This window comes from Burkholderia sp. MS455 (genome assembly GCF_016899445.1).
Taxonomy (GTDB): Bacteria; Pseudomonadota; Gammaproteobacteria; order Burkholderiales; family Burkholderiaceae; genus Burkholderia; species Burkholderia pyrrocinia_C.
In genome coordinates this window covers 2548038-2571304 of record NZ_CP041779.1, presented here as the reverse complement: position 1 = coordinate 2571304, position 23267 = coordinate 2548038, and the positions used below count along the sequence as shown (strand labels likewise).

Here is a 23267-nt window from a genome sequence, read left to right as displayed (position 1 = left end):
TGACAACACGGAGGGAAGGCACGATGAAGAAGATGCACTGCATGATGCTGGCCGCGCTGATCGCGGCGGGTTTTGCCGCGCCGGCCGCGATGGCGCAGGATTACGACAACCACGACAACCACGGCATGCATCGCGGCCATGGCCCGAAACACATGCCGCCCGGCCAGGCGATGCATCGCGAGGACGACGTGCCGCCGCGCTGGGCCGACCAGCCGCGCCGCGACTGGCACAAGGGCGACCGGCTGCCCAGCGAATTCCGCGACCGCCAGTACGTGATCGACGACTGGCGCGGCTACCACCTGAGCCCGCCGCCGCGCGGCTATCACTGGGTCGGCGTGGGCGGCGATCACCTGCTCGTGCAGATCGGCTCGGGCATCGTGCTGCAGATCGGCGAGTAACGTTTCCCGCCGTTCATCCGGTTGCCGGGCGTGCGCCCGGCAACCGCGTCATTTTGCCGTCGCGCGGCGGAACCAGCGCCGCTCGATTCTCGACATCCCCCAGCACACGCCCAGCGCACACACGGTGCCGAGCGTCACCTCGCCGAGCCGCATCAGCGGAATGTCCCACAGCGGGCCGTTGCCCGGAAACAGCAGCACGATCGTCGCGGTCACGCCGCCGAGCCGTGCCGCGCTGCCGACGTTCAGGCACCAGCAGCAGACGATCGTGAGCGCGACCGCGAGCGCATAGGCGACGAGGCGATCGCCGCCGAGCGCGGCGCCCGCGAAGCCGAGCACGCCGCCGATCATCGCGCCGACGAACTGGTCGCGCGACAGCGACATCGTGTCCGAGTAGTTGTGCTGCGTGACGGCGATCGCGGTGACCGCCGCCCACACGGCCTGCTCGGTGTGCAGCGCACGTCCGATCGTGTACGCGAGGCACGCGCCGCACACGGCCTGGATGGCCATCAGCACGCCTTGCACGAAACGCTCGCCGAAGGTCAGCCCCTTGAACAGATCGAAGACCGACTGCTGGATCTGCTGACGGGCTTCGTTGAGTGTCCTGATCGTATCCATCATGAGTTGGCCTAGAAGCGGGTAACGGCGGCGCGCCGGCCTCAATGCGCCTGTTCGGGCGATGCGGCGGACGGCTCGTCGGCCGCTGCATCGCCGTTCTCGACGCGCGTTTCGGGCATCACGAGCCAGACCAGCAGCACCGCGAGCGCACCTGCAGCCGCGAGCCCGAAGAAGCTGACCGCGTTGCCGAAGTGATCGGCGACGTAGCCGGCCGCGGCCGTGCTGAGCGTCGCGCCGATCCCGGCCGCGAGGCCGAAGAGCCCGATACACAGGTTATAGCGGCCCTTGCCGCCCGCGACGTCGGCCGCGATCAGCGGCAGCATCACGCCGAACACGGCCGCGCTGATGCCGTCGAGCATCTGCACGGGCACGAGCAGGTACGGGCTGCTCACGCCGGCGAACAGCAGCGCGCGCACCGGCAGCGCGGAGAAGCCGAGCAGCAGGATCGGCCGGCGCCCCCAGCGTTGCGCGGAGCGGCCGACCCACGGCGACAGCATCGCGACGATCGCCTGCGGCACGATGATGCACGCGGCGATCACGAGCTGCACGTTCTCGCCCATCCCGGCCGTGACTTCGCCGGCCGCGAGGTTCAGCATCGCCGCGTTCGACAGGTGGAACAGCACGACGCACGCCGCGAAGATCAGCATCCGGCGGTCGCGCAGCAGTTCGAGCAGCGTTTCGCGCTCGCCGGCTTCGTCGTGATCGCCGTGGTCGTCGGGCTTCGACGACTGCGGAATCACCTCGTGCGTCGGCTGGATCATCGCGAGCGCGAACAGCGCAGGCAGCGCCAGCACCGCGGTCAGCCAGAACACCGCGCGCGCGGAGAAGTATTCGCCGGTGAGCCCCATCAGGCCCGCCGCGACCGCGCTGCCGATCGACGCCCAGCGCGCGTTGCGGCCGAGCCGGTCGCCGAGGTCGGCGCGGCCGACGAGCGAGAACGAGATCGCGGCCATTGCCGGCACGAGCATGCAGCTCGCGAACCCGTGGAACACCTCGGCGGCAATCACCGGCACGATCGTCGGGCTCGACGCGAGCAGCACCGCGGACAGGATGATGGCCGCGATCGCCCACGCGGCCGCGCCTTTCTTGTTCTTCAGCGCATCGACGGCCGCGCCGCCCGGCACCTGGCTGACCATCGCGCTGATCGTGCCGATCGACAGCACCATGCCGATCTCGCCCTGTGTCCACTTGTGCGACGCGAGGTAGGACGCAATGAACGGACCGAACCCGGTTTGAACGTTTGCAACGAAAAAGTTGAGCCAGTCGAGAGACCGCAGACTGCGAACGCTGACGGAATGCTTGATCGTCATCGGGTGGCACTCGCAGACGAAGCCGGCGCGGGGGCGGCAGGGGGCGGCGGCGAGACCGCGACGATCGGCTTGTCGGCCGCGTAGGGCGGCGACGCCTTGATCTGCGCGTCGTTCAGGTCGAGCTGCGGATGCAGCGCCTTGTCGCGCGTGACGAAGCGCAGCGCGGCCCAGTTCGCGGCGATCGAGCGGCGGTCGGTATTGACGAGCCCGCCGAGGTCGAGCACGACGGCCTGCGGTTGCGCGGCGCGGTCGATCAGCACGTCGACGATGCGGCCGATCTTCGTGCCGTTCGGACGCTCGACGTCGCTGTCGAGCATCGGCAGCCGCGTCGCGGGCGATGCCGCGGCGGAGCCCGTCAGCGGCACGGCCTTCGGCCGCGCGGCCGGCGGCAGGTCGCCCGACGGCACGTCGAGCACGATCGGCTCCTGTTTGCCGCCCGGCGTAAAGCGGAACATGTTCCACGGGAAGATGACCTTGCGGTCGCCGACGCCCATGAATCCCTGCAGGTTGACGATCATCTCGCGCGGTTTGCCGCTCGCGTCGGTGACCATGTCGACCGCGCGGCCGATCACCTTGCCGTTGCGGCGAGCGACTTCGCTGTCGAGCAGCGCATGGATCTGGGTGCGGTCGAGCACGCGCGTCGCGACGAGCGGCGCGGGCGGCGGAGGCGGCGGCGTCGGCGATTCGGGGCGCTGTACCGGCTTCGGCCGCGTCACCTCGCGGTGCGGCTTCTTCGGCGCTTCCGGTTCCTCCGGCTGCGTCGGCGCCGGCACGGGCGGCATCGTCAGCGGCTCGCCGGCGGTTTCCTCGACGGGCTCGACGAGCGCCTCGCTGATCGGCGCGGGCGGATTCTGGACCGGCAGCAGCCCACAGCCGGACAGCAGCACGGCGGCGGCGAGAATCAGGAAGACCGTCGACGACGGAAACGACTTGCGGGATGCGGGAAACGGAAGTCCGCCGCTCATTGACACTCACTCCATGGGTCGGGGGCGGCCCGAGGGCACGCGGCTGGCGATGGATGGCGGGTGCGGGCGGCGCACCACGCGAGGTGAGAGTTTAACGTGTCTTGCTTTCAGGACCGATTTCGATGGCCGATTGGAGGCGGACTGTCGGGAAAAGGAAGGGATCGGCGGCGGGGCGGGGGATGCCGAATGACGGTCGAGGATGCGGCCGCGGCGCCTGATCGGGGGTAGTCACGGTCGACACGGCGTGAATCGTGCGAGCCGGTGCCGGTTGCGCGGGTGTCGGGAGACGGGTAAGGGAGGCCGAAGAGAAGGCGGGGCATACAGGCGCCGGCCTGGCCCGCCGTCATGGCGGGCCGGCGCGGGCGCTGCCCGATGCAGGGCGAAACCGGAAAGTCAGGCGTCCGGATACCACGCGTCGGTGAATTCGCTGACCTTGACGTCGGTCAGTTCCGGCCGTGCGGCCAGCCAGCCGCGCACGATCTCGCGATCGGCGTCGGTCGTCGTGCCGCGCGGTGCGCCGGAGATCACATAGGCGCCGATGCCTTCGTCCGCGGACGCGACGGTCAGCAGCCCGTTCGCTTCGACGAAGTCGATGAACGCGTCGATCAGTTCGCCGCGCTCGAGGTCGGTCATCTCGTTGCGGTAATGCGCGGTCGCGTTGAACGCGAGTTCCTGGAATTCGCCGATGTGGAGTTTCTTGCGCTGACGGCGGTTGTGGCCTTGGCTCATGGTGCGTGATGAATGCGAAAAGGGTAAGTGAAAGGGCGGCGGCGGGCGCTGGCGCGGGATGCGCGAGCGGCCCGGGCGCCGCATCGAAGCGCCGCGCGGCGATGCCGGCGGCGGATGGGCGGAACGTTACATCAGCACGATATCGTACTGCTCCTGGCTCAGGTTCGATTCGACCTGCAGCGACACCGGTTTGCCGATGAAGTCGATCAGCATCGCGAGATGCTGCGACTCCTCGTCGAGGAACAAATCGATCACCTGCTGCGCGGCGATCACGCGGAATTCGCGCGGATTGAACTGCCGCGATTCGCGCAGGATCTCGCGCAGGATGTCGTAGCACACGGTGCGCGAGGTCTTTACCTGCCCCTTGCCCTGGCAGGTCGGGCACGGCTCGCACAGCACGTGCGCGAGCGATTCGCGCGTGCGCTTGCGCGTCATCTCGACGAGCCCGAGCTGCGAGAAAGTATTGACCGTCACGCGCGTGCGGTCGCGCGACAGCGCCTTCTTCAGCTCGGACAGCACCGCGTCGCGATGCTCGGCGTTCTCCATGTCGATGAAGTCGATGATGATGATCCCGCCGAGGTTGCGCAGCCGCAGCTGCCGCGCGATCGTGTGCGCGGCCTCGAGGTTGGTCTTGAAGATCGTGTCGTCGAAGTTGCGCGCGCCGACATAACCGCCGGTGTTCACGTCGATCGTCGTCATCGCCTCGGTCTGGTCGATCATCAGGTAGCCGCCCGACTTCAGGTCGACGCGGCGCGACAGCGCGCGCTGGATCTCCGTCTCGATGTTGTACAGGTCGAACAGCGGCCGCTCGCCCGTGTAGTGGTGCAGCTTCGGGCTCACGGCCGGCGTGAACTCGGCCGCGAATTCCGCGAGGCGCTGGTACGTCTCGCGCGAATCGACCTGGATGCGCGTCGTGTCGTCGTTCGCGAAATCGCGCAGCACGCGTTGTGCGAGATCGAGATCCTGGTACAGCAGGCTCGTCGCCGGCAGCCGCTGCGCCTGCGCGACGATCGTCGCCCACGTCTTGCGCAGGTAGGCGACGTCGCCGGCGAGCTCGTCGGAGGTCGCATCCTCGGCGATCGTGCGCACGATGTAGCCGCCTTTCTCGTCCGGCGGGATCACGGCCGTCAGGCGCGCGCGCACGGCCTCGCGCTCGGCCTCGCTCTCGATCTTCTGCGAGATGCCGATATGCGGTTCCTGCGGCAGGTAGACGAGCGTGCGGCCCGCGATGCTGACTTGCGTCGACAGCCGCGCGCCCTTCGTGCCGATCGGATCCTTGATCACCTGGACCATCAGCGTCTGGCCTTCGAACACGGTCTTCTCGATCGGCTGGTGCGGCGTGTTCGACTGCGGCTCGCCCGCGAGGCGCGGATGCCAGATGTCGGCCACGTGCAGGAACGCCGCGCGCTCGAGGCCGATGTCGATGAACGCCGACTGCATGCCGGGCAGCACGCGCACGACCTTGCCGAGATAGATGTTGCCGACCCGCCCTCGCGACAGCGTTCGCTCGACGTGAAGCTCCTGCACCGCGCCTTGCTGGACGAGTGCGACCCGCGTTTCCTGCGGCGTGAGGTTGATCAGGATTTCTTCGTTCATGGTGGGATTCAGAAGGCGACACGCGCGGCACGCAACAGCGCCGCAGTCTCAAAAAGGGGCAGACCCATGATACCCGAATGGGAACCGTCGATCCGCTCGATGAATTCGGCCGCGCGCCCCTGGATCGCGTACGCGCCGGCCTTGCCGAACGGCTCGCCCGTTTCGACGTAGCGCGCGTATGCGTCGCGCGATGCCGCCGCGAAGCGCACCGACGAGCGCGACAGCGCGGGCGGCAGCAGTTCGCCGCGCGCGTCGATCACGGCGACGGCGGTCAGGACTTCGTGTTCGCGGCCCGCGAGGCGCGTCAGCATCGCGAGCGCGTCATCGGCGTCGGCCGGCTTGCCGAGGATCGCGCCGTCGATCGTGACGGTCGTATCGGCAACCAGCACCGGCGCGGCCGGCTTGCCGCTCGCGACGAGGCGCGCACGCGCGGCTTCGGCCTTCGCGACGGTCACGCGCCGCACGTACGCATCGGCGGCTTCGCCGGGCAGTTCGGCTTCGAGCGCCTCGGCGTCCTCGTCGGGGCGCGGCAGCAGCAGCTCGAAGCGTACGCCGATCTGCTGCAGCAGCTCCTGGCGGCGCGGGCTTTGCGAAGCGAGGTAAAGGATCGGGAAAAGCGCGGGGGACGTGCTGGACGGCATGGTGTCGTTATCTCGGTGGGCGCGCGCGGCGCGCGTCTCGAGGACGACACGTCATGCGCGGTGGTAGGGGTGATTCTGCGTGATGCTCCACGCCCGGTAAAGCTGTTCGGCGAGCAGCACGCGCACCATCCCGTGCGGCAGCGTCATGCTCGAGATGCGCAGCAGCACGTCGGCGCGTGCTTTCAGTTCCGGATCGAGCCCGTCTGCGCCCCCGATCACGAACGCGACGTCGCGGCCGTCCTGCTGCCAGCCGGGCAGCGCCTGCGCGAGCTGCATCGTGGTCCAGTCGCGGCCGCGCTCGTCGAGCGCGACGAGCCGCGCGCCCTTCGGCAGCGCGGCCTCGATCTTCTGCCGTTCGGCCGCCATCACGCTTTCGGCGCTGCGGCCGCCCGAACGCAGTTCGGGCTTGATCTCACGCAGCTCGATGCGCAGCTCGGGCGGCATCCGCTTCGTGTATTCGTCGAAGCCGGATGCGATCCAGCCCGGCATCTTGTGGCCGACCGCGAGGATGAAAAGCTTCATCGGGACGATTCGTGACGACTTAACGGCGGCGGGCGGCCGTCTTGCGTGCCGGGCGGGCCGGCGCGGCTTCTTCCTCGTCTTCGTCGCCTTCGCTGGCCGTCGCGAAGCCATTCTGGCCCTTGCCGCCGCCGAGCTTCATCCGCACGGGCTTGTCGCCCCAGATTTCCTCGAGGTTGTAGTACTGGCGCAGGGCCGGCTGCAGGATGTGCACGACGGCGTCGCCGCAGTCGACGAGCACCCATTCGCCGGTTTCCTCGCCCTCGGAGCTGACGATGTCGCCGCCGGCTTCCTTGACCTTGTCGCGCACGCTCGATGCGAGGGCCTTGGTCTGGCGGTTGGAGGTGCCCGATGCGACGACCACGCGGTCGAACAGTTCGGTCAGGTGGCTGGTGTTGAACACCTTGATGTCTTGCGCCTTGACGTCTTCGAGGGCGTCGACGATCACGCGCTGCAGTTTGCGAATATCCATGGAATCAGGTGTGGTAGAGGCGATGTTGAAGAATATAGGCCCATACGGCGGCCGGTACATGTTCGGCCGATGCGTCGGGCATTTGCGCATGGCGCGCGATGCATTCGCGCAGGTGCGCGCGGATGTCGGTCGCGGCGATGTCGAACGCGAGGGTCGTGTCGATCAGCAGGCGGCCGGCCGGCGTGGCCTTCAGCACGTCGGCGCCGGCCTGCCGCGCGGTGATTTCCTGCGCAACCTCCGGCGGCGCCGCGCCGAGCTCGAAGCCCGGGCGCGTCGACGCGCAGATGTGTGCGTAGTCGAACAGCTTGCGCCAGTCGCGCCACGTATCGAGGCGCACGAGCTGGTCGGCGCCGATCAGCAGCGACAGCGACGCGTCGGGGCCGATCCGCTCGCGCCAGCGCGCGAGCGTGTCGACCGTGTAGGTCGGGCCGGCGTGCTCGATCTCGTCGGTCGCGACGGTCACGGTCACGCCCGGCAGCACGAGCGAATCCGCGGCCGCGCGCGTCATCGCGAGCCGATGCTCGGCGGCCGACACGTCGCGCTTCTGGTACGGCTGCCCGGCGGGCAGCAGCACGAGCTCGGTCAGGCCGAGCAGCTCGGCGAACCGGCGCGCGAGCGCGAGATGGCCGTCGTGGATCGGGTCGAAAGTGCCGCCCAGCAAGCCGATACGACGCGGCAGCGGGGCGGGGCGGGCGGTGGTGTCCAGAAACGCGTCCTTTTCTTGGGGCAGCGGGGCGCGCGGGCTCAGACCCAGTCGCGCGGCACGATGAAGTCGCTGTACAGGCGTGCTTCAGGCGTTCCCGGTTCGGGCTGCCAGTTGTAGCGCCAGTTCGCGACCGGCGGCATCGACATCAGGATCGACTCGGTCCGGCCGCCGCTTTGCAGGCCGAACAGCGTGCCGCGGTCGAACACGAGGTTGAATTCGACGTAACGGCCGCGACGGTAGGCCTGGAAGTCGCGCTCGCGCTCGCCGTACGGCAGGTCGGCGCGGCGCTCGACGATCGGCAGGTAGGCCTGCAGGAACGCATCGCCGACGCTTTGCATCATGTCAAACGAGCGTTCGAAACCGGGCTCGGAGAAATCGTCGAAGAAGATCCCGCCGATGCCGCGCATCTCGTTGCGGTGCTTCAGGAAGAAATACTCGTCGCACCATTTCTTGAAGCGCGGGTAGAGCTCGGCCCCGAACGGGTCGAGCGCATCCTTGCAGGTCTGGTGGAAATGGCGCGCGTCGTCCTCGAAACCGTAAACCGGTGTCAGATCCATGCCGCCGCCGAACCAGAACACGGGATCCTCGCCCGGTTTCGTCGCGATCAGCATCCGCACGTTCATGTGCACGGTCGGGCAGTACGGATTGCGCGGGTGCAGCACGAGCGACACGCCGAGCGCCTCGAAGCCGCGGCCCGCGAGCTGTGGGCGCGCCGCGCTCGCCGACGGCGGCAGTGCGTCGCCGGCGACGTCGGAAAAGCCGATTCCCGCGCGCTCGAACACGCGGCCGCCTTCCAGAATCCGCGTGCAGCCGCCGCCGCGCAGGCGCTCGGCCGGCCCGCGCTGCCAGGCGTCGGTCGCGAGCGGCGTGCCGTCGAGCGCGCCGAGCGCGTCGGCGATGCGTGCCTGCAGGCCCTGGAGGTACGTGCGCACGCGCGCCACGTCGTAGGTCGAATCGGTCATGTCTGGACTGGGTGCCCCCGCCCGAAGCGGGGGCCGTAAAAAAGGCATCTGCCGGGCATTCTATCGAACCCCGGCAGAGAGGCCGCCGCGCGAGGGCGGGGCGGCGGTTGCGATCGTCACACGCTCTTGCGGTTGAGTGCGCGGAAACCGATGTCGCGGCGGTACTGCATGCCTTCGAAATTGATCTGGTTGATCGTGTCGTACGCATGCTGCTGCGCTTCGCGCACCGAATCGGCGAGGCCGACCACGCACAGCACGCGGCCGCCGGACGTCACGAGCTTGTCGCCGTCGCCGAGCGTCGTGCCCGCATGGAACGTGACGGCCTGTTCGGTCTCGGCCGGGATCCCGTTGATGCGGTCGCCCTTGCGCGGCGCGTCCGGGTAGCCGTGCGCGGCCAGCACGACGCCGAGCGCGGTGCGGCGGTCCCAGTCGAGCTCGACCGTGTCGAGCGTGCCCGCGATCGCCTGCTCGACGACCTTCGAGAAATCGCTCTTCAGGCGCGCCATGATCGGCTGCGTTTCCGGGTCGCCCATCCGGCAGTTGAACTCGAGCGTGCGCGGATTGCCTTCCTTGTCGATCATCAGGCCCGCATACAGGAAGCCCGTGAAGCGGATGCCGTCCTTCTCCATCCCGCGCACGGTCGGCATGATGATTTCGCGCATCACGCGTGCGTGCATCTGCGGCGTGACGATCGGCGCGGGCGAATACGCGCCCATGCCGCCGGTGTTCGGGCCGCGGTCCTCGTCGAGCAGGCGCTTGTGGTCCTGGCTGGAAGCCAGCGCCAGCGCATGCTTGCCGTCGACCATCACGATGAAGCTCGCTTCCTCGCCGTCGAGGAATTCCTCGATCACGACGCGCGCGCCGGCGTCTCCAAGCTTGTTGCCCGACAGCATCATGTCGACGGCGGCGTGTGCCTCTTCGAGCGTCATCGCGACGACGACGCCCTTGCCGGCCGCGAGGCCGTCGGCCTTCACGACGATCGGCGCACCCTTCGCGTCGATGTACGCATGGGCTGCTGCGGCATCGGAGAAGGTTTCGTAGTCGGCCGTCGGGATGCCGTGACGCTTCATGAACGCCTTCGCGAAATCCTTCGAGCTTTCGAGCTGCGCGGCTTCGCGGGTCGGGCCGAACACCTTCAGGCCGCGCGCGCGGAACAGGTTGACGATGCCGGCCGCGAGCGGCGCTTCCGGCCCGACGAGCGTGAACGCGACGCCTTCGCGTTCCGCGAAATCGGCGAGTGCGTCGAGCGACGTGATGTCGACGTTCTTCAGGCGCTCGTCCTGCGCCGTGCCGCCATTGCCGGGTGCGACGTAGACCATCTGGACGCGCGGCGACTGCGCGAGCTTCCACGCCAGTGCATGTTCGCGGCCGCCGGAACCGACGACGAGTAGTTTCATGGGATTCCCCGCAGACTAGAAAACAGGGCGGCCGGCACGCTCAGGCGCGCCGGCCGCGGATTCGGTCGGGCCGCCGCCGCGACAGGAGCACGGCGGCCGGCATCTCATTCCTCGACGATGACGGCGTTCGTATACACGTCCTGCACGTCGTCGAGGTTCTCGAGCGCGTCCAGGAGCTTCTGCATCTTCGCCGCGTCGTCGCCGGTGAATTCGACTTCGTTTTGCGGCTTCATCGTCACTTCGGCGAGTTCGGCCTTGAAGCCGGCGGCTTCGAGCGCGTCCTTCACCTTCGAGAATTCCTGCCAGTCGCACAGCACTTCGATCGAGCCGTCGTCGTTCGTGTTCACGTCGTTCGCGCCGGCTTCGAGCGCGGCTTCCATCAGCGCGTCTTCCGACGTGCCGGGCGCGAACAGGAACTGGCCGACGTGATCGAACATGAACGCGACCGAGCCGTCGGTGCCCATGTTGCCGCCGAACTTCGAGAACGCGTGGCGGACTTCCGCGACCGTGCGGGTGCGGTTGTCGGTCAGCGTATCGACGATGATCGCCGCACCGCTGATGCCGTAGCCTTCGTAGCGGATTTCCTCGTAGTTCGCGCCGTCCGCGCCGCCGACGCCGCGATCGATCGCGCGCTTGACGTTGTCCTTCGGCATGTTCGCGTCGGCCGCCTTGTCGACCGCGAGACGCAGGCGCGGGTTCGAGTTGACGTCGCCGCCGCCGAGGCGGGCCGCGACCTGGATTTCCTTGATCAGGCGGGTCCAGATCTTGCCGCGCTTCGCGTCGGCCGCTGCCTTCTTATGCTTGATGTTGGCCCATTTCGAATGACCAGCCATACCTTTCTCCGTGCCCGGGCGCGCTGCGCGGGCGATTGTGCCAATGTGTCGTTGAATCGGCGGCCGTTTCGGCGGGCATGAAGCCGCGGGGCCGCGCGTGTCGAGTGGATCGAGATTTTATCACGCGGCGACCGTCGGATCGGGGCCGCCGCGCATGGCCGAACGGCCGGGCAGGCTGCCGCGGGACACCCGACGGCGCGCCGCGCGGCCGCGCAGGCACGTCAGTTCTTGGTGCCGAACAGGCGGTCGCCCGCGTCGCCGAGGCCCGGCACGATGTACGCGTGCTCGTTCAGGTGCGAGTCGAGCGAAGCCACATACAGCTTCACGTCCGGGTGCGCGTCCTGGAACACCTGCACGCCCTCGGGCGCGGCGACCAGCGCGACGAACATGATGTTCGCGGCCGGCACGTTGCGGCGCTTGAGCACGTCGACCGCATGCACGGCCGAATAGCCGGTCGCGACCATCGGGTCGCACAGGATGAAGATGCGGTCCTCGAGGTCGGGCAGGCGCACGAGGTATTCGACCGGGCGGTGGTCTTCGGCGCGGTATACGCCGATGTGGCCGACGCGCGCGGACGGGACGAGGTCGAGCAGGCCGTCCGACATCCCGATGCCCGCGCGCAGCACGGGCACGATCGCGAGCTTCTTGCCCGCGATCACGGGCGCGTCGACCTCGACGAGCGGGGTTTCGACCCGTCTGGTCGTGATCGGCAGGTTGCGGGTGATCTCATAGCCCATCAGCAGCGTGATCTCGCGCAGCAGTTCGCGGAACGTGCGCGTCGACGTGTCCTTGTCGCGCATGTGGGTGAGCTTGTGCTGGATCAGCGGGTGATCGAGGATGAAGAGATTCGGGAAACGGCTGTCCTGTTTCATGACGGGGGCGCCCTGGCGGCAAAAGGGGATCGGTGCGGTGGCGGGCGCAAGCCGGCCGCCGCTTATGGCCGCAATTTTACCAAGGCGCGTCGCATGATCCGGATATTATCGACGTCTCACGACAATCCGCGTGCCGGGCACGCCCGTTCGCCCGCCCGCCGGCGCGACTCGGGGCCGCATCGGCGCGCGTCGCCACCAGGGAATCGACGATGGATCTCGGCATCGCAGGAAAGACCGCGCTCGTGTGCGCGGCAAGCAAGGGCCTCGGGCGCGGCTGCGCGGAAGCGCTGGCCGCCGAGGGCGTGAACCTCGTGATCGTCGCGCGCACGCGCGACACGCTCGACGCCACCGCCGACGCGATCCGCGCGGCGTCGGGCGTGTCGGTCACGGCGGTCGCGTGCGACATCACGACGCCGGACGGCCGCGCGGCCGCGCTCGCCGCGTGCCCGCAGCCGGACATTCTCGTGAACAATGCGGGCGGCCCGCCGCCGGGCGACTTCCGCGACTTCTCGCACGACGACTGGATCCGCGCGCTCGAGTCGAACATGCTGACGCCGATCGAACTGATCCGCGCGACCATCGACGGGATGATCGCGCGTGGCTTCGGCCGGATCGTCAACATCACGAGTTCGGCCGTCAAGGCGCCGATCGACGTGCTCGCGCTGTCGAATGGCGCGCGCTCGGGGCTGACCGGTTTCGTCGCGGGGCTGTCGCGCAAGGTTGCCGGCCAGGGCGTGACGATCAACAGCCTGCTGCCGGGGCTGTTCGACACCGACCGGATCGCGACCACGCTCGCGGCGTCGGCGCAGGCGCAGGGCGTGACGGTCGACGAAATGCGCGCGCGGCGCACGAAGGACATCCCGGCCGGCCGCCTCGGCACGCGCGAGGAATTCGGCGCGGCGTGCGCGTTCCTGTGCAGCGTACATGCCGGCTATATCACCGGGCAGAACTGGCTGCTCGACGGCGGCGCGTATCCGGGCACGTTCTGACGCGAGCTCGCCGAATCACGATCACGACAAAAACCAAACGACAAAGGAACCGGAGATGAGCAAACCCCGCATCGCACTGATTGCGCACGACGCGAAGAAGGACGAGATCGTCGCGCTCGCGGGTCAATTTCGCGAGACGCTCGCGCAATGCCGGCTGGTCGCGACGGGCACGACGGGCGGCCGCATCGCGGCCGCGCACGGGCTGGAGGTCGAGCGCAAGCTGTCGGGACCGCTCGGCGGCGACCTGCAGATCGGCGCGGAACTGGCCGACGGCCGCATCGACATCGTCGTGTTCCTGCGCGACCCGATGACCGCTCAGCCGCACGATCCCGACATCACCGCGCTCGTGCGCGCATGCGACGTGCACGACGTGCCGGTCGCGACCAACGTCGCGACCGCGCGGATGCTGCTCGACGATCTGGCGCGGAACATGCAGGACGTTTGCTAGGCGCTTGCTGCGCCCGATTGCCCCTGCCGGCGGCAGGGCCATGCATGGACGGCGGCGACGCGCGAGAATCGTGCGTCGCGACGCGCACCTGCCGCCCGGTTCCCGCATGAATCGTCCGGCCCGCGCATCGGCGACCCGGATTTTTCCTGACCGATTGACAGACGAGGAGCGAAACGATGCCGAAAGCAATCCGATACGACCAACCGGGCGGCCCGGACGTGATGAAGTGGGTCGATGTCGAGGTCGGCGCGCCGAAGGCGGGCGAAGTCCGCATCCGGCAGCACGCGGTCGGGCTCAACTACATCGACGTGTATTTCCGCACGGGCCTCTATCCGCAGCCGCTGCCCGGCGGCCTCGGGATGGAGGCCGCTGGCGAGGTGACGGCCGTCGGCGACGGCGTGACCGCGCTCGAGGTCGGCGACCGCGTCGCCTATGTCGGGCAGCCGCCGGGCGCGTATGCGCAGGAGCGCGTGATGCCGGCCGAGCGGCTCGTGAAGCTGCCGGACGGCATCAGCTATGACGACGCGGCGTCGGTGATGCTGCAAGGCCTGACCGCGCACTACCTGCTGCGCCGCACGTATCCGGTGAAGGCCGGCGACACGATCCTGATCCACGCGGCGGCCGGCGGCGTCGGCCTGCTCGTGTGCCAGTGGGCGAAGGCGCTCGGCGCGACCGTGATCGGCACGGTCGGCTCCGACGAGAAAGCCGCGCTGGCGAAGGCGCACGGCTGCGACCACCCGGTCGTCTACACGCGCGAGAACTTCACGCAGCGCGTGAAGGAGATCACGAACGGCGCGGGCGTGCCGGTCGTCTACGATTCGATCGGCAAGGACACCTACATCGGCTCGCTCGACAGCCTCGCGCCGCTCGGGCTGTTCGTCAGCTTCGGCAACGCGTCGGGCCCGCTGCCGCCGATCGACTCGAAGGAGTTCTCGTCGCGCGGCTCGCTGTTCTTCACGCGGCCGACGCTGTTCTCGTACATCGCGAAGCGCGCCGATCTCGAAGCCGCGGCCGCCGAGCTGTTCGACGTGATCCTGTCGGGCAAGGTGAAGACGAGCATCAACCAGCGCTATCCGCTCGCGGAAGTCGGCCGCGCGCATGAAGATCTCGAAGCGCGCAAGACCACCGGCTCGACGATCCTCGTTCCCTGACCGTTCCTTTCGTGCCGGCGCCGCGCCGGCACGCGCCTTCGCGGGCGGCGCTGCGGCGCCGCCCGTCCCGCGTCCGTTTTTCTCCCGCCTCGCGTTTACACGTTTTTTATATCTGCCCCGATACCTTTGACCCGTCCTTTACGTGCGTTCCCATAAGGTTCTAGTCGTCTGATTTCGACGACGGAGAACACAAAAATGGATGGGGTATTCATCGGCGCCCTGGTGCTTTTCACCGTGCTGATCCTCGGTTTGGTTGCCGGTTGCGAGAAACTCGTGCAATACGGTCGCGGGGGGCGAGCATGACCTGGATGCTTTGGCTGGCGGGCGCATCGACAGCCCTGCTGTTCGCGTATCTCGTCTTTGCGCTGCTGCGCGCGGAGGACATCGAATGAACGCGAACAACCTGTTGCAGATGCTGCTGTTCATCGTCGTGCTGCTGGCGGCGGCCGTACCGGTCGCGCGCTACCTGACGGCCGTGATGGACGGCAGCTCGCGCGTCGTGCGCGTGTTCGGGCCGCTCGAACGCGCGCTGTACCGCATCGCCGGCGTCGACGCCGGCAGCGAGATGAGCTGGAAGCAGTACGCGATCGCGACGATCGCATTCAACGCGCTCGGCGCATTGTTCCTCTACGGCCTGCTGCGCCTGCAGGGCTTCCTGCCCGGCAACCCGCAGCAGTTCGGCGCGATGACGGTCGACGGCGCGTTCAACACGGCCGTCAGCTTCGTCACCAACACGAACTGGCAGGACTACACGCCGGAGCAGACCGTCAGCTACCTGACGCAGATGCTCGGCCTGACCGTGCAGAACTTCCTGTCGGCGGCGACCGGCATCGTCGTCGTGATCGCGCTGGTCCGCGGCTTCGCGCGCCACACCGCGCAGACCATCGGCAACTTCTGGGTCGACCTCACGCGCGTGACGATGTACGTGCTCGTGCCGATGTCGATGATCGTCGCCGCGCTGCTGATGAGCCAGGGCGTGATCCAGAACATGAAGGCGTACCAGGACGTGCCGGTGCTGCAGGCGAGCACCTATGCGGCGCCGAAGCTCGACGCGCAGGGCAACCCGGTGAAGGACGACAAGGGCGCTCCGGTGACGGTGCCGACCCCGCTCACGAAGCAGACGCTCGCGATGGGCCCGGTCGCGTCGCAGGAAGCGATCAAGATGCTCGGCACCAACGGCGGCGGTTTCTTCAATGCGAACTCCGCGCACCCGTACGAGAATCCGACGCCGTTCGCGAACTTCATCCAGATCTTCGCGATCCTGATCATCCCGGCCGCGCTGTGCCTCGTGTTCGGCCGCGTGATCGGCGACCGCCGGCAGGGCATTGCGGTGCTCGCGGCGATGACGGTCGCGTTCGCGGTCGCGGTCGGCGTCGAGGTGAGCGCCGAGCAGGGCGGCAACCCGACGCTCGCCGCGCTGCACGTCGACCAGTCGGCGAGCGCGCTGCAGTCGGGCGGCAACATGGAAGGCAAGGAAACCCGCTTCGGGATCGCGCAGACCGGCATCTTCACGGTCGCGACGACGGCCGCGTCGTGCGGCGCGGTCGACACGATGCACGATTCGCTGACGCCGCTCGGCGGCCTCGTGCCGATGCTGCTGATGCAGCTCGGCGAGGTGGTCTACGGCGGGGTCGGCTCGGGCCTCTACGGGATGCTCGTGTTCGCGCTGCTCGCGGTGTTCGTCGCCGGCCTGATGATCGGCCGCACGCCGGAATACGTCGGCAAGAAGATCGAGTCGTACGAGATGAAGATGGTGTCGATCGTCGTGCTGCTCACGCCGCTGCTGGTGCTGGTCGGCACGTCGATCGCGGTGCTCGCCGATGCAGGCAAGGCCGGCATCGCGAACCCGGGCCCGCACGGCTTCTCGGAAATCCTGTACGCGTTCAGCTCGGCCGCGAACAACAACGGCAGCGCGTTCGCGGGCCTGACGGTCGGTACGCCGTTCTACAACTGGCTGACCGCGATCGCGATGTGGTTCGGCCGCTTCGGCACGATCGTGCCGGTGCTGGCGATCGCCGGCTCGCTCGCCGCGAAGAAGCGCATCGCGGTGACGAGCGGCACGCTGCCGACGCACGGTCCGCTGTTCGTCGTGCTGCTGCTCGGCACCGTGCTGCTGGTGGGCGCGCTGACCTACGTGCCGGCGCTTGCGCTCGGCCCTGGCGTCGAGCACCTGATGATGTGGCTGGGCGCGTGACGCGCGCCCGCATGGTCACACATTGAAAAGACTGAAGAGATTGAAGAGATCGCAATGACTCAACATTCCGCAACACGGTCCATGTTCGATCCGGCGCTGCTGCGCCCGGCGATCGTGGATTCGTTCAAGAAACTCACGCCGCGCACGCAGTTCCGCAACCCGGTGATGTTCTGCGTATACGTCGGCAGCATCCTGACCACGATTCTGTGGATCGCGGCGCTTGCCGGCCAGGCCGAGGCGCCCGCGGGCTTCATCCTCGCGATCGCGCTGTGGCTGTGGTTCACGGTGCTGTTCGCGAACTTCGCCGAAGCGCTCGCCGAAGGGCGCTCGAAGGCGCAGGCCGCATCGCTGCGCAGCGCGAAGAAGGACGTGATGGCGAAGAAGCTCAACGAGCCGCATCCGAAGTCGCCGATCCGCATCACGACCGCATCCGACCTGCGCCGCGGCGACATCGTGCTCGTCGAGACCGGCGACGTGATCCCGGCCGACGGCGAGGTCGTCGACGGCGTTGCGTCGGTCGACGAATCGGCGATCACCGGCGAATCCGCGCCGGTGATCCGCGAATCGGGCGGCGACTTCTCGTCGGTGACGGGCGGCACGCGCGTGCTGTCCGACTGGATCGTCGTGAAGGTCACGGCGAACCCCGGCGAGGCGTTCCTCGACCGGATGATCGCGATGGTCGAAGGCGCGAAGCGCAAGAAGACGCCGAACGAGATCGCGCTGACGATCCTGCTCGTCGCGCTGACGATCGTGATGCTGCTCGCGACCGCGACGCTGCTGCCGTTCTCGACGTTCGCGGTCGACGCGATGAAGGCCGGCCACGTGGTGACGATCACCGCGCTCGTCGCGCTGCTCGTGTGCCTGATCCCGACGACGATCGGCGGGCTGCTGTCCGCGATCGGCGTGGCAGGGATGAGCCGGATGATGCAGGCGAACGTGATCGCGACGTCGGGCCGCGCGGTGGAAGCGGCCGGCGACGTCGACGTGCTGCTGCTCGACAAGACCGGCACGATCACGCTCGGCAACCGCCAGGCGTCGATGTTCGTGCCCGCGCCGGGCGTGACCGAGGAAGCGCTGGCCGATGCCGCGCAACTGTCGTCGCTCGCCGACGAAACGCCGGAAGGCCGCAGCATCGTCGTGCTCGCGAAGGAGCGTTTCAACATTCGCCAGCGCGACATGGGGCAACTGCACGCGACGTTCCTCGGCTTCTCCGCGCAGACGCGGATGAGCGGCGTCGACCTGCCCGGCCGCGAGATCCGCAAGGGCGCGGCCGACGCGATCCGCCGCTATGTCGAGACGCACGGCAGCCGCTTCCCGGAAGAAGTGCGCCGCGCGGTCGACGACGTCGCGCGCCGCGGCAGCACGCCGCTCGTCGTGGCCGACCTGCATGAAGGGGCGGCGCGCGTGCTCGGCGTGATCGAGCTGAAGGACATCGTGAAGGGCGGCATCAAGGAGCGCTTCGCGGAACTGCGCAAGATGGGCATCAAGACCGTGATGGTGACGGGCGACAACCGGCTGACGGCCGCGGCGATCGCGGCGGAAGCGGGCGTCGACGATTTCCTCGCGGAAGCGACGCCGGAAACCAAGCTCGCGACGATCCGCGAGCACCAGGCGGCGGGGCGCCTCGTCGCGATGACGGGCGACGGCACGAACGACGCGCCGGCGCTCGCGCAGGCCGACGTGGCGGTCGCGATGAACACGGGCACGCAGGCCGCGAAGGAAGCGGGCAACATGGTCGACCTCGATTCGAACCCGACGAAGCTGATCGAGATCGTCGAGATCGGCAAGCAGATGCTGATGACGCGCGGCTCGCTGACGACGTTCTCGATCGCGAACGACATCGCGAAGTACTTCGCGATCATCCCGGCCGCGTTCGTGACCACGTACCCGCAGTTGCGCGTGCTCGACATCATGCACTTGACGTCGCCGGCGTCCGCGATCCTGTCGGCGGTGATCTTCAACGCGCTGATCATCGTCGCGCTGATCCCGCTCGCGCTGAAGGGCGTCACGTACCGGCCGCTCGGCGCCGCATCGCTGCTGCGCCGCAACCTGCTGGTCTACGGCCTCGGCGGCGTGCTGCTGCCGTTCCCGTTCATCAAGCTGATCGACATGACGCTCGCCGCACTCGGCTGGGCCTGAGGTCCTGAAGGAAACATCATGAAAACGTTGATTCGTCCGCTCGTCGTGCTCTTTGTCGTGCTTGCCGCGGTGACGGGGCTCGCGTATCCGGCCGTGATGACCGTGTTCGGCCAGGCCGTGTTCCCGTCGCAGGCGAACGGCAGCCTGATCGAGAAGGACGGCAAGGCGGTCGGCTCCGCGCTGATCGGCCAGCCGTTCGATGCGCCGAAGTATTTCTGGGGCCGGCTGTCGGCCACCGCGCCGATGCCGTACAACGCGACCGGTTCCGGCGGCTCGAACCTCGGCCCGCTGAACCCGTCGCTCGCCGACCAGGTGAAGGGGCGCATCGCCGCGCTGCGCGAGGCCGGCACCGACATGTCGAAGCCCGTGCCGGTCGACCTCGTGACGGCGTCGGCGAGCGGCCTCGATCCGGAGATCACGCCGGCCGCCGCCGCATACCAGGTCGAGCGGGTCGCGAAGGCGCGCAACCTGGCGCCCGACGCGGTCGCGCAGCTCGTTGCCGCGAACACGGCCGGCCGCCAGTTCGGCGTGCTCGGCGAGCCGCGCGTGAACGTGCTGAAGCTGAACCTCGCGCTCGACGCGGCGCAGGCCGCGCACTGATCGTGCATCCGGGCTTTAGACCCGGCAACCGGTGCCCGGCACGGCTCGAGCCGCGCCGGACGCGCATTTTCCCGACGGCGCATGCGCCGTCTTTGCCTTTTGCGGCGATTTGGAACAACAATGCTCGTACTCGCGCGCATCCGGGCGCTCCGCTTTCCTGACGCATGAACCGTCCCGATCCAGACCAACTCCTCGACAAGCTGCAGCGAGACGAAGAAAAGCAGCGGCGCGGCCAGCTCAAGATCTTCTTCGGCGCATCGGCCGGCGTCGGCAAGACCTACGCGATGCTGCAGGCCGCGCGCCAGCGCCTGCAGGACGGCGTCGACGTCGTCGTCGGCATCGTCGAAACCCACGGCCGAGGCGAAACCGCCGCGCTGCTCGACGGCCTCGACGTGCTGCCGCTCGCGCGCATCGACTATCGCGGCCGCACGCTCGCCGAATTCGATCTCGACGGCGCGCTCGCGCGCCAGCCGCAACTGATCCTCGTCGACGAACTCGCGCATTCGAACGTGCAGGGCGCACGGCACCTGAAGCGCTGGCAGGACGTCTACGAACTGCTCGACGCGGGCATCGACGTCTATACGACCGTCAATGTCCAGCACCTCGAAAGCCTGAACGACGTGGTCGGCGCGATCACCGGCATCCGCGTGTGGGAGACGGTGCCCGACCGCGTGTTCGACGCGGCCGACGAAGTCACGCTTGTCGACCTGCCGGCCGAGGAACTGCTCGAGCGGATGCGCGACGGCAAGGTCTATCTCGCGCAGCAGGCCGAGCGCGCGGTGCGCAACTTCTTCCGCAAGGGCAACCTGATCGCGCTGCGCGAACTGGCGCTGCGGCGCACGGCCGATCGCGTCGATGCGCAGATGCGCGAATACCGCGCCGACCGTTCGATCCAGCGCATCTGGCAGGCGCGCGAGCGGCTGCTCGTGTGCGTCGGTCCGGGCGCCGAAGCGCCGACGCTCGTGCGCGCGGCCGCGCGGCTCGCCGCGAGCCTGAAGGCCGACTGGATCGCCGTGTATGTCGAGACGCCGCGCCTGCAGCGGCTGCCCGACGCGCAGCGGCAGCGCACGCTCGACGCGCTGAAGCTGGCGGCCGAACTCGGCGCGGAAACAGCCACGCTCGCCGGCGGCGACGCGGTAGCCGCGCTGATCGGCTATGCGAAGGTGCGCAACGTGTCGAAGATCGTCGCGGGCGGCTCGCCGAAGGTCGGGCTCATGCGCCGCTTCGCGCGGCCGTTCGGCGAGCAGCTCGCCGAACGCGCGGGCGACGTCGACCTGATGCTGATCCGCGCGTCCGCGAGCGACGAGGCGCGCGCGGCGCCGCTCGACCCGCGTGCGCGCGACTGGCGCGATGCGTTCGCGAAGTTCGGCACGCACCGTTCGCCGCCGCGGCACTACGTGTACGCGGCCGCGATCTGCGCGGCGATCACCGTCGTCGCAAACGTCGTGTCCGAGCGGCTCGACCTCACGAACCTCGTGATGCTGTACCTGCTCGGCGTCGTGTTCTCGGCCGTGCGGCTCGGGCGCGGCCCGGGCGTGCTGCAGTCGTTCCTGTCGGTGGCCGCATTCGATTTCTTCTTCGTGCCGCCGCGCATGTCGTTCTCGGTCAGCGACACGCAATACCTGCTGACCTTCTTCGGGATGCTGCTGACGTCGCTCGTGATCAGCCACCTGACGTCGACGCTGACGCGCGAGGCGAGCATCGCGCAGCGCCGCGAGCGCCGCACCGGCGCGATCTACGCGATGGCGCGCGAGCTGGGCGCGGCGCTGACGACCGAGCAGATCGTCGAGATCGGCAGCCGCCACGTGGGCGAGGTGTTCCGCGCGCGTGTCGCGTTCCTGCTGCCCGACAGCGCGGACAAGGTGCGCCAGAAGATCGAGGAGCCCGACGCGGCCGTCACGCTGACGGGCGCCGATCTCGACAGCGACGTCGGCCAGTGGGTGTACGACCAGCAGAAGCCGGCCGGCCGCGGCACCGACACGCTGCCCGCGACGGCCGCGCTGTACCTGCCGCTGAAGGCGCCGATGCGCACGCGCGGCGTGCTCGCGGTCGTGTCGCGCGAGCCGCGCGAACTCGAGGTGCCCGAACAGCTGCGGATGCTCGACGCATTCGCCGCGCAGATCGCGCTCGCGCTGGAACGCGTGCACTACGTCGAGATCGCGCGCGACGCGCTCGTCAATATGGAATCCGAGCGGCTGCGCAACTCGCTGCTGTCGGCGATCTCGCACGACCTGCGCACTCCGCTCACGACGATCGTCGGCTTCTCGTCGATGCTCGCGAACGGGCGCGCGGCCGCGCAGGGCGGCGACGCCGCGGCGGCCGAACGCTTCGCGCAGCGCGAGGGAGAGCTCGTCGACGCGATCCACGACGAGGCGCTGCGGATGACGGGCATCGTCACGAACCTGCTCGACATGGCGCGGCTGCAGGCCGGCAGCCTGCAGCTCAAGCGCCAGTGGTCGCTGCTCGAGGAAACCGTCGGCGCCGCGCTCGCCGCGTGCAAGCGCGTGCTCGCGCGCCATCCCGCGCGCGTGTCGCTGCCGGCCGACCTGCCGCTGCTGCAGATGGACGCGGTGCTGATGGAACGCCTGTTCACCAACCTGTTCGAGAACGCGGCGAAGTACACGCCGCCCGACACGCCGCTCGACATCGGCGCGGAGCGCGTGACCGACGACGGGCTGCCCTACGGGAACCCGTTCGTGCGCGTGCACGTCGACGATTACGGCCCGGGCCTGCCGGCCGGCATGGAAACGCGGATCTTCGACAAGTTCACGCGCGGCGAGAAGGAATCGGCGACGCCGGGCATCGGGCTCGGCCTCGCGATCTGCCGTGCGATCGTCGAGGCGCACGGCGGTAGAATCGGCGCGCTCAACCGCACCGCGCCCGACGGCCGCGTGACGGGCGCGCGCTTCTGGTTCACGCTGCCGGTCGAGACGCCGCCGGCCGCGCCCGCCGTGCCCGACGACGAATCCGACGTGCCGGGCGCATCGTCCCCATCCGAGCCATTGCCAGATCATGAGTGAACCCAGCCTGACCGTTGTCCTGATCGAGGACGAAAAGCAGATCCGCCGCTTCGTGCGTGCCGCGCTCGAGGAGGAGGAGATCGCCGTGTTCGAGGCCGAGACGGGCAAGCAGGGGCTGATCGACGCGGCGACGCGCAAGCCCGATCTCGTGATCGTCGACCTCGGCCTGCCCGATACCGATGGCCTCGACGTGATCCGCGAGCTGCGCGGCTGGTCCGAGGTGCCGGTGATCGTGCTGTCCGCGCGCACGCAGGAAGAGGAGAAGGTCGCGGCGCTCGACGCGGGCGCCGACGACTACCTGACCAAGCCGTTCGGCGTGTCCGAACTGCGCGCGCGGATTCGCGCGCAACTGCGCCGGCGCAACCAGGGCGGCGCGAACGAGACGCCGAAGGTGAGCTTCGGCACCGTGACCGTCGATCTCGCGCTGCGCCAGGTGTGGCGCGACGGCGAGATCGTGCATCTGACGCCGCTCGAATACCGGCTGCTTGCGACGCTCGTGCGGCACGCGGGGCGCGTGCTCACGCACCGCCAGTTGCTGCGCGACGTGTGGGGGCCGTCGCACGTCGAGAGCCATCACTACCTGCGCATCTACATGGCGCACCTGCGCCAGAAGCTCGAGCGCGACCCGGCACAGCCCGAATACATCGTCACCGAGACGGGCGTCGGCTACCGGCTGGTCGGCGCCGCGTGACGGGCATCGCGCGGCGGCGG

At 68.8% G+C, this 23267-nt stretch carries 23 protein-coding genes; 10 read left to right on the top strand and 13 right to left on the bottom strand.

The window, feature by feature from the left end; translation table 11 throughout:
• The first annotated feature begins 23 nt into the window (after nt 1-23).
• The gene (locus tag FPJ27_RS30980) at nt 24-398 is read left to right on the top strand and encodes an RcnB family protein (protein WP_204423981.1); all 375 of its coding nucleotides are present in this window, start codon (nt 24-26) and stop codon (nt 396-398) included.
• Between the two features lie 48 nt (nt 399-446).
• On the opposite strand, the gene FPJ27_RS30975 is transcribed toward FPJ27_RS30980, so the two are convergent.
• From FPJ27_RS30975 to upp, 13 genes are all read right to left on the bottom strand, one after another.
• The gene (locus FPJ27_RS30975; protein WP_072440770.1) at nt 447-1013 is read right to left on the bottom strand and encodes an FUSC family protein; all 567 of its coding nucleotides are present in this window, start codon (nt 1011-1013) and stop codon (nt 447-449) included.
• Between the two features lie 41 nt (nt 1014-1054).
• Complete coding sequence (locus tag FPJ27_RS30970; RefSeq protein ID WP_204423979.1) at nt 1055-2323, bottom strand: MFS transporter; 1269 nt, start codon at nt 2321-2323, stop codon at nt 1055-1057.
• Nucleotides 2320-3288, bottom strand: coding sequence for a PRC-barrel domain-containing protein (locus tag FPJ27_RS30965; protein ID WP_204423976.1), 969 nt, complete (start codon nt 3286-3288; stop codon nt 2320-2322). Before FPJ27_RS30965 ends, FPJ27_RS30970 begins: the two co-directional genes overlap by 4 nt.
• A 393-nt stretch (nt 3289-3681) precedes the next feature.
• Nucleotides 3682-4017 (bottom strand): 50S ribosome-binding protein YggL, encoded by a 336-nt coding sequence (locus tag FPJ27_RS30960; protein ID WP_034184839.1) that lies wholly within the window; start codon nt 4015-4017, stop codon nt 3682-3684.
• Nucleotides 4018-4143: 126 nt separating this feature from the next.
• Complete coding sequence (gene rng, locus FPJ27_RS30955; protein WP_072440765.1) at nt 4144-5613, bottom strand: ribonuclease G; 1470 nt, start codon at nt 5611-5613, stop codon at nt 4144-4146.
• Between the two features lie 8 nt (nt 5614-5621).
• Nucleotides 5622-6254, bottom strand: coding sequence for a Maf family protein (locus FPJ27_RS30950; RefSeq protein ID WP_204423973.1), 633 nt, complete (start codon nt 6252-6254; stop codon nt 5622-5624).
• Between the two features lie 51 nt (nt 6255-6305).
• Nucleotides 6306-6776: a 23S rRNA (pseudouridine(1915)-N(3))-methyltransferase RlmH gene (gene rlmH / locus FPJ27_RS30945; RefSeq protein WP_006484265.1), complete on the bottom strand. Its 471-nt coding sequence runs from the start codon at nt 6774-6776 to the stop codon at nt 6306-6308.
• Nucleotides 6777-6795: 19 nt separating this feature from the next.
• The gene (gene rsfS / locus FPJ27_RS30940) at nt 6796-7245 is read right to left on the bottom strand and encodes a ribosome silencing factor (RefSeq protein WP_204423971.1); all 450 of its coding nucleotides are present in this window, start codon (nt 7243-7245) and stop codon (nt 6796-6798) included.
• 4 nt (nt 7246-7249) lie between these two features.
• A complete protein-coding gene (locus FPJ27_RS30935) occupies nt 7250-7975 on the bottom strand; it encodes a nicotinate-nucleotide adenylyltransferase (RefSeq protein WP_204426377.1) in 726 nt (241 codons plus the stop codon).
• 14 nt (nt 7976-7989) lie between these two features.
• Nucleotides 7990-8913, bottom strand: a complete 924-nt coding sequence (gene hemF / locus FPJ27_RS30930) for an oxygen-dependent coproporphyrinogen oxidase (protein ID WP_034184845.1) — start codon at nt 8911-8913, stop codon at nt 7990-7992.
• 116 nt (nt 8914-9029) lie between these two features.
• A complete protein-coding gene (gene purD / locus FPJ27_RS30925; RefSeq protein ID WP_204423968.1) occupies nt 9030-10310 on the bottom strand; it encodes a phosphoribosylamine--glycine ligase in 1281 nt (426 codons plus the stop codon).
• A gap of 104 nt (nt 10311-10414) precedes the next feature.
• A complete protein-coding gene (locus FPJ27_RS30920; protein WP_034184847.1) occupies nt 10415-11143 on the bottom strand; it encodes a YebC/PmpR family DNA-binding transcriptional regulator in 729 nt (242 codons plus the stop codon).
• A 221-nt stretch (nt 11144-11364) separates the two neighbouring features.
• Nucleotides 11365-12015 carry a uracil phosphoribosyltransferase gene (gene upp, locus FPJ27_RS30915; protein ID WP_034184848.1) on the bottom strand — a complete coding sequence of 217 codons (651 nt, stop codon included), beginning with the start codon at nt 12013-12015 and terminating at the stop codon, nt 11365-11367.
• Nucleotides 12016-12224: 209 nt separating this feature from the next.
• Here upp and FPJ27_RS30910 point away from each other — a divergent pair, with 209 nt between their 5' ends.
• The 9 genes from FPJ27_RS30910 to kdpE all read left to right on the top strand — a co-directional run bounded on the left by FPJ27_RS30910 (nt 12225) and on the right by kdpE (nt 23247).
• Nucleotides 12225-13004: an SDR family oxidoreductase gene (locus FPJ27_RS30910; RefSeq protein ID WP_072440755.1), complete on the top strand. Its 780-nt coding sequence runs from the start codon at nt 12225-12227 to the stop codon at nt 13002-13004.
• Between the two features lie 55 nt (nt 13005-13059).
• The gene (locus tag FPJ27_RS30905; protein ID WP_152856404.1) at nt 13060-13452 is read left to right on the top strand and encodes a methylglyoxal synthase; all 393 of its coding nucleotides are present in this window, start codon (nt 13060-13062) and stop codon (nt 13450-13452) included.
• Between the two features lie 176 nt (nt 13453-13628).
• Nucleotides 13629-14603 (top strand): quinone oxidoreductase, encoded by a 975-nt coding sequence (locus FPJ27_RS30900; protein ID WP_204423966.1) that lies wholly within the window; start codon nt 13629-13631, stop codon nt 14601-14603.
• 299 nt (nt 14604-14902) lie between these two features.
• A complete protein-coding gene (gene kdpF / locus FPJ27_RS30895) occupies nt 14903-14995 on the top strand; it encodes a K(+)-transporting ATPase subunit F (RefSeq protein ID WP_006752209.1) in 93 nt (30 codons plus the stop codon).
• Nucleotides 14992-16797, top strand: a complete 1806-nt coding sequence (gene kdpA / locus FPJ27_RS30890; RefSeq protein ID WP_204423964.1) for a potassium-transporting ATPase subunit KdpA — start codon at nt 14992-14994, stop codon at nt 16795-16797. Before kdpF ends, kdpA begins: the two co-directional genes overlap by 4 nt.
• 54 nt (nt 16798-16851) lie before the next feature.
• The gene (gene kdpB, locus FPJ27_RS30885; RefSeq protein WP_175962868.1) at nt 16852-18936 is read left to right on the top strand and encodes a potassium-transporting ATPase subunit KdpB; all 2085 of its coding nucleotides are present in this window, start codon (nt 16852-16854) and stop codon (nt 18934-18936) included.
• A gap of 18 nt (nt 18937-18954) precedes the next feature.
• Nucleotides 18955-19536 carry a potassium-transporting ATPase subunit KdpC gene (gene kdpC / locus FPJ27_RS30880; RefSeq protein ID WP_204423962.1) on the top strand — a complete coding sequence of 194 codons (582 nt, stop codon included), beginning with the start codon at nt 18955-18957 and terminating at the stop codon, nt 19534-19536.
• Nucleotides 19537-19700: 164 nt separating this feature from the next.
• Entirely contained in the window at nt 19701-22556 is a 2856-nt protein-coding gene (locus FPJ27_RS30875; protein ID WP_072440743.1) for a DUF4118 domain-containing protein, read from the top strand.
• Nucleotides 22549-23247 (top strand): two-component system response regulator KdpE, encoded by a 699-nt coding sequence (gene kdpE, locus FPJ27_RS30870; protein WP_204423960.1) that lies wholly within the window; start codon nt 22549-22551, stop codon nt 23245-23247. Before FPJ27_RS30875 ends, kdpE begins: the two co-directional genes overlap by 8 nt.
• Nucleotides 23248-23267 lie beyond the last annotated feature (20 nt).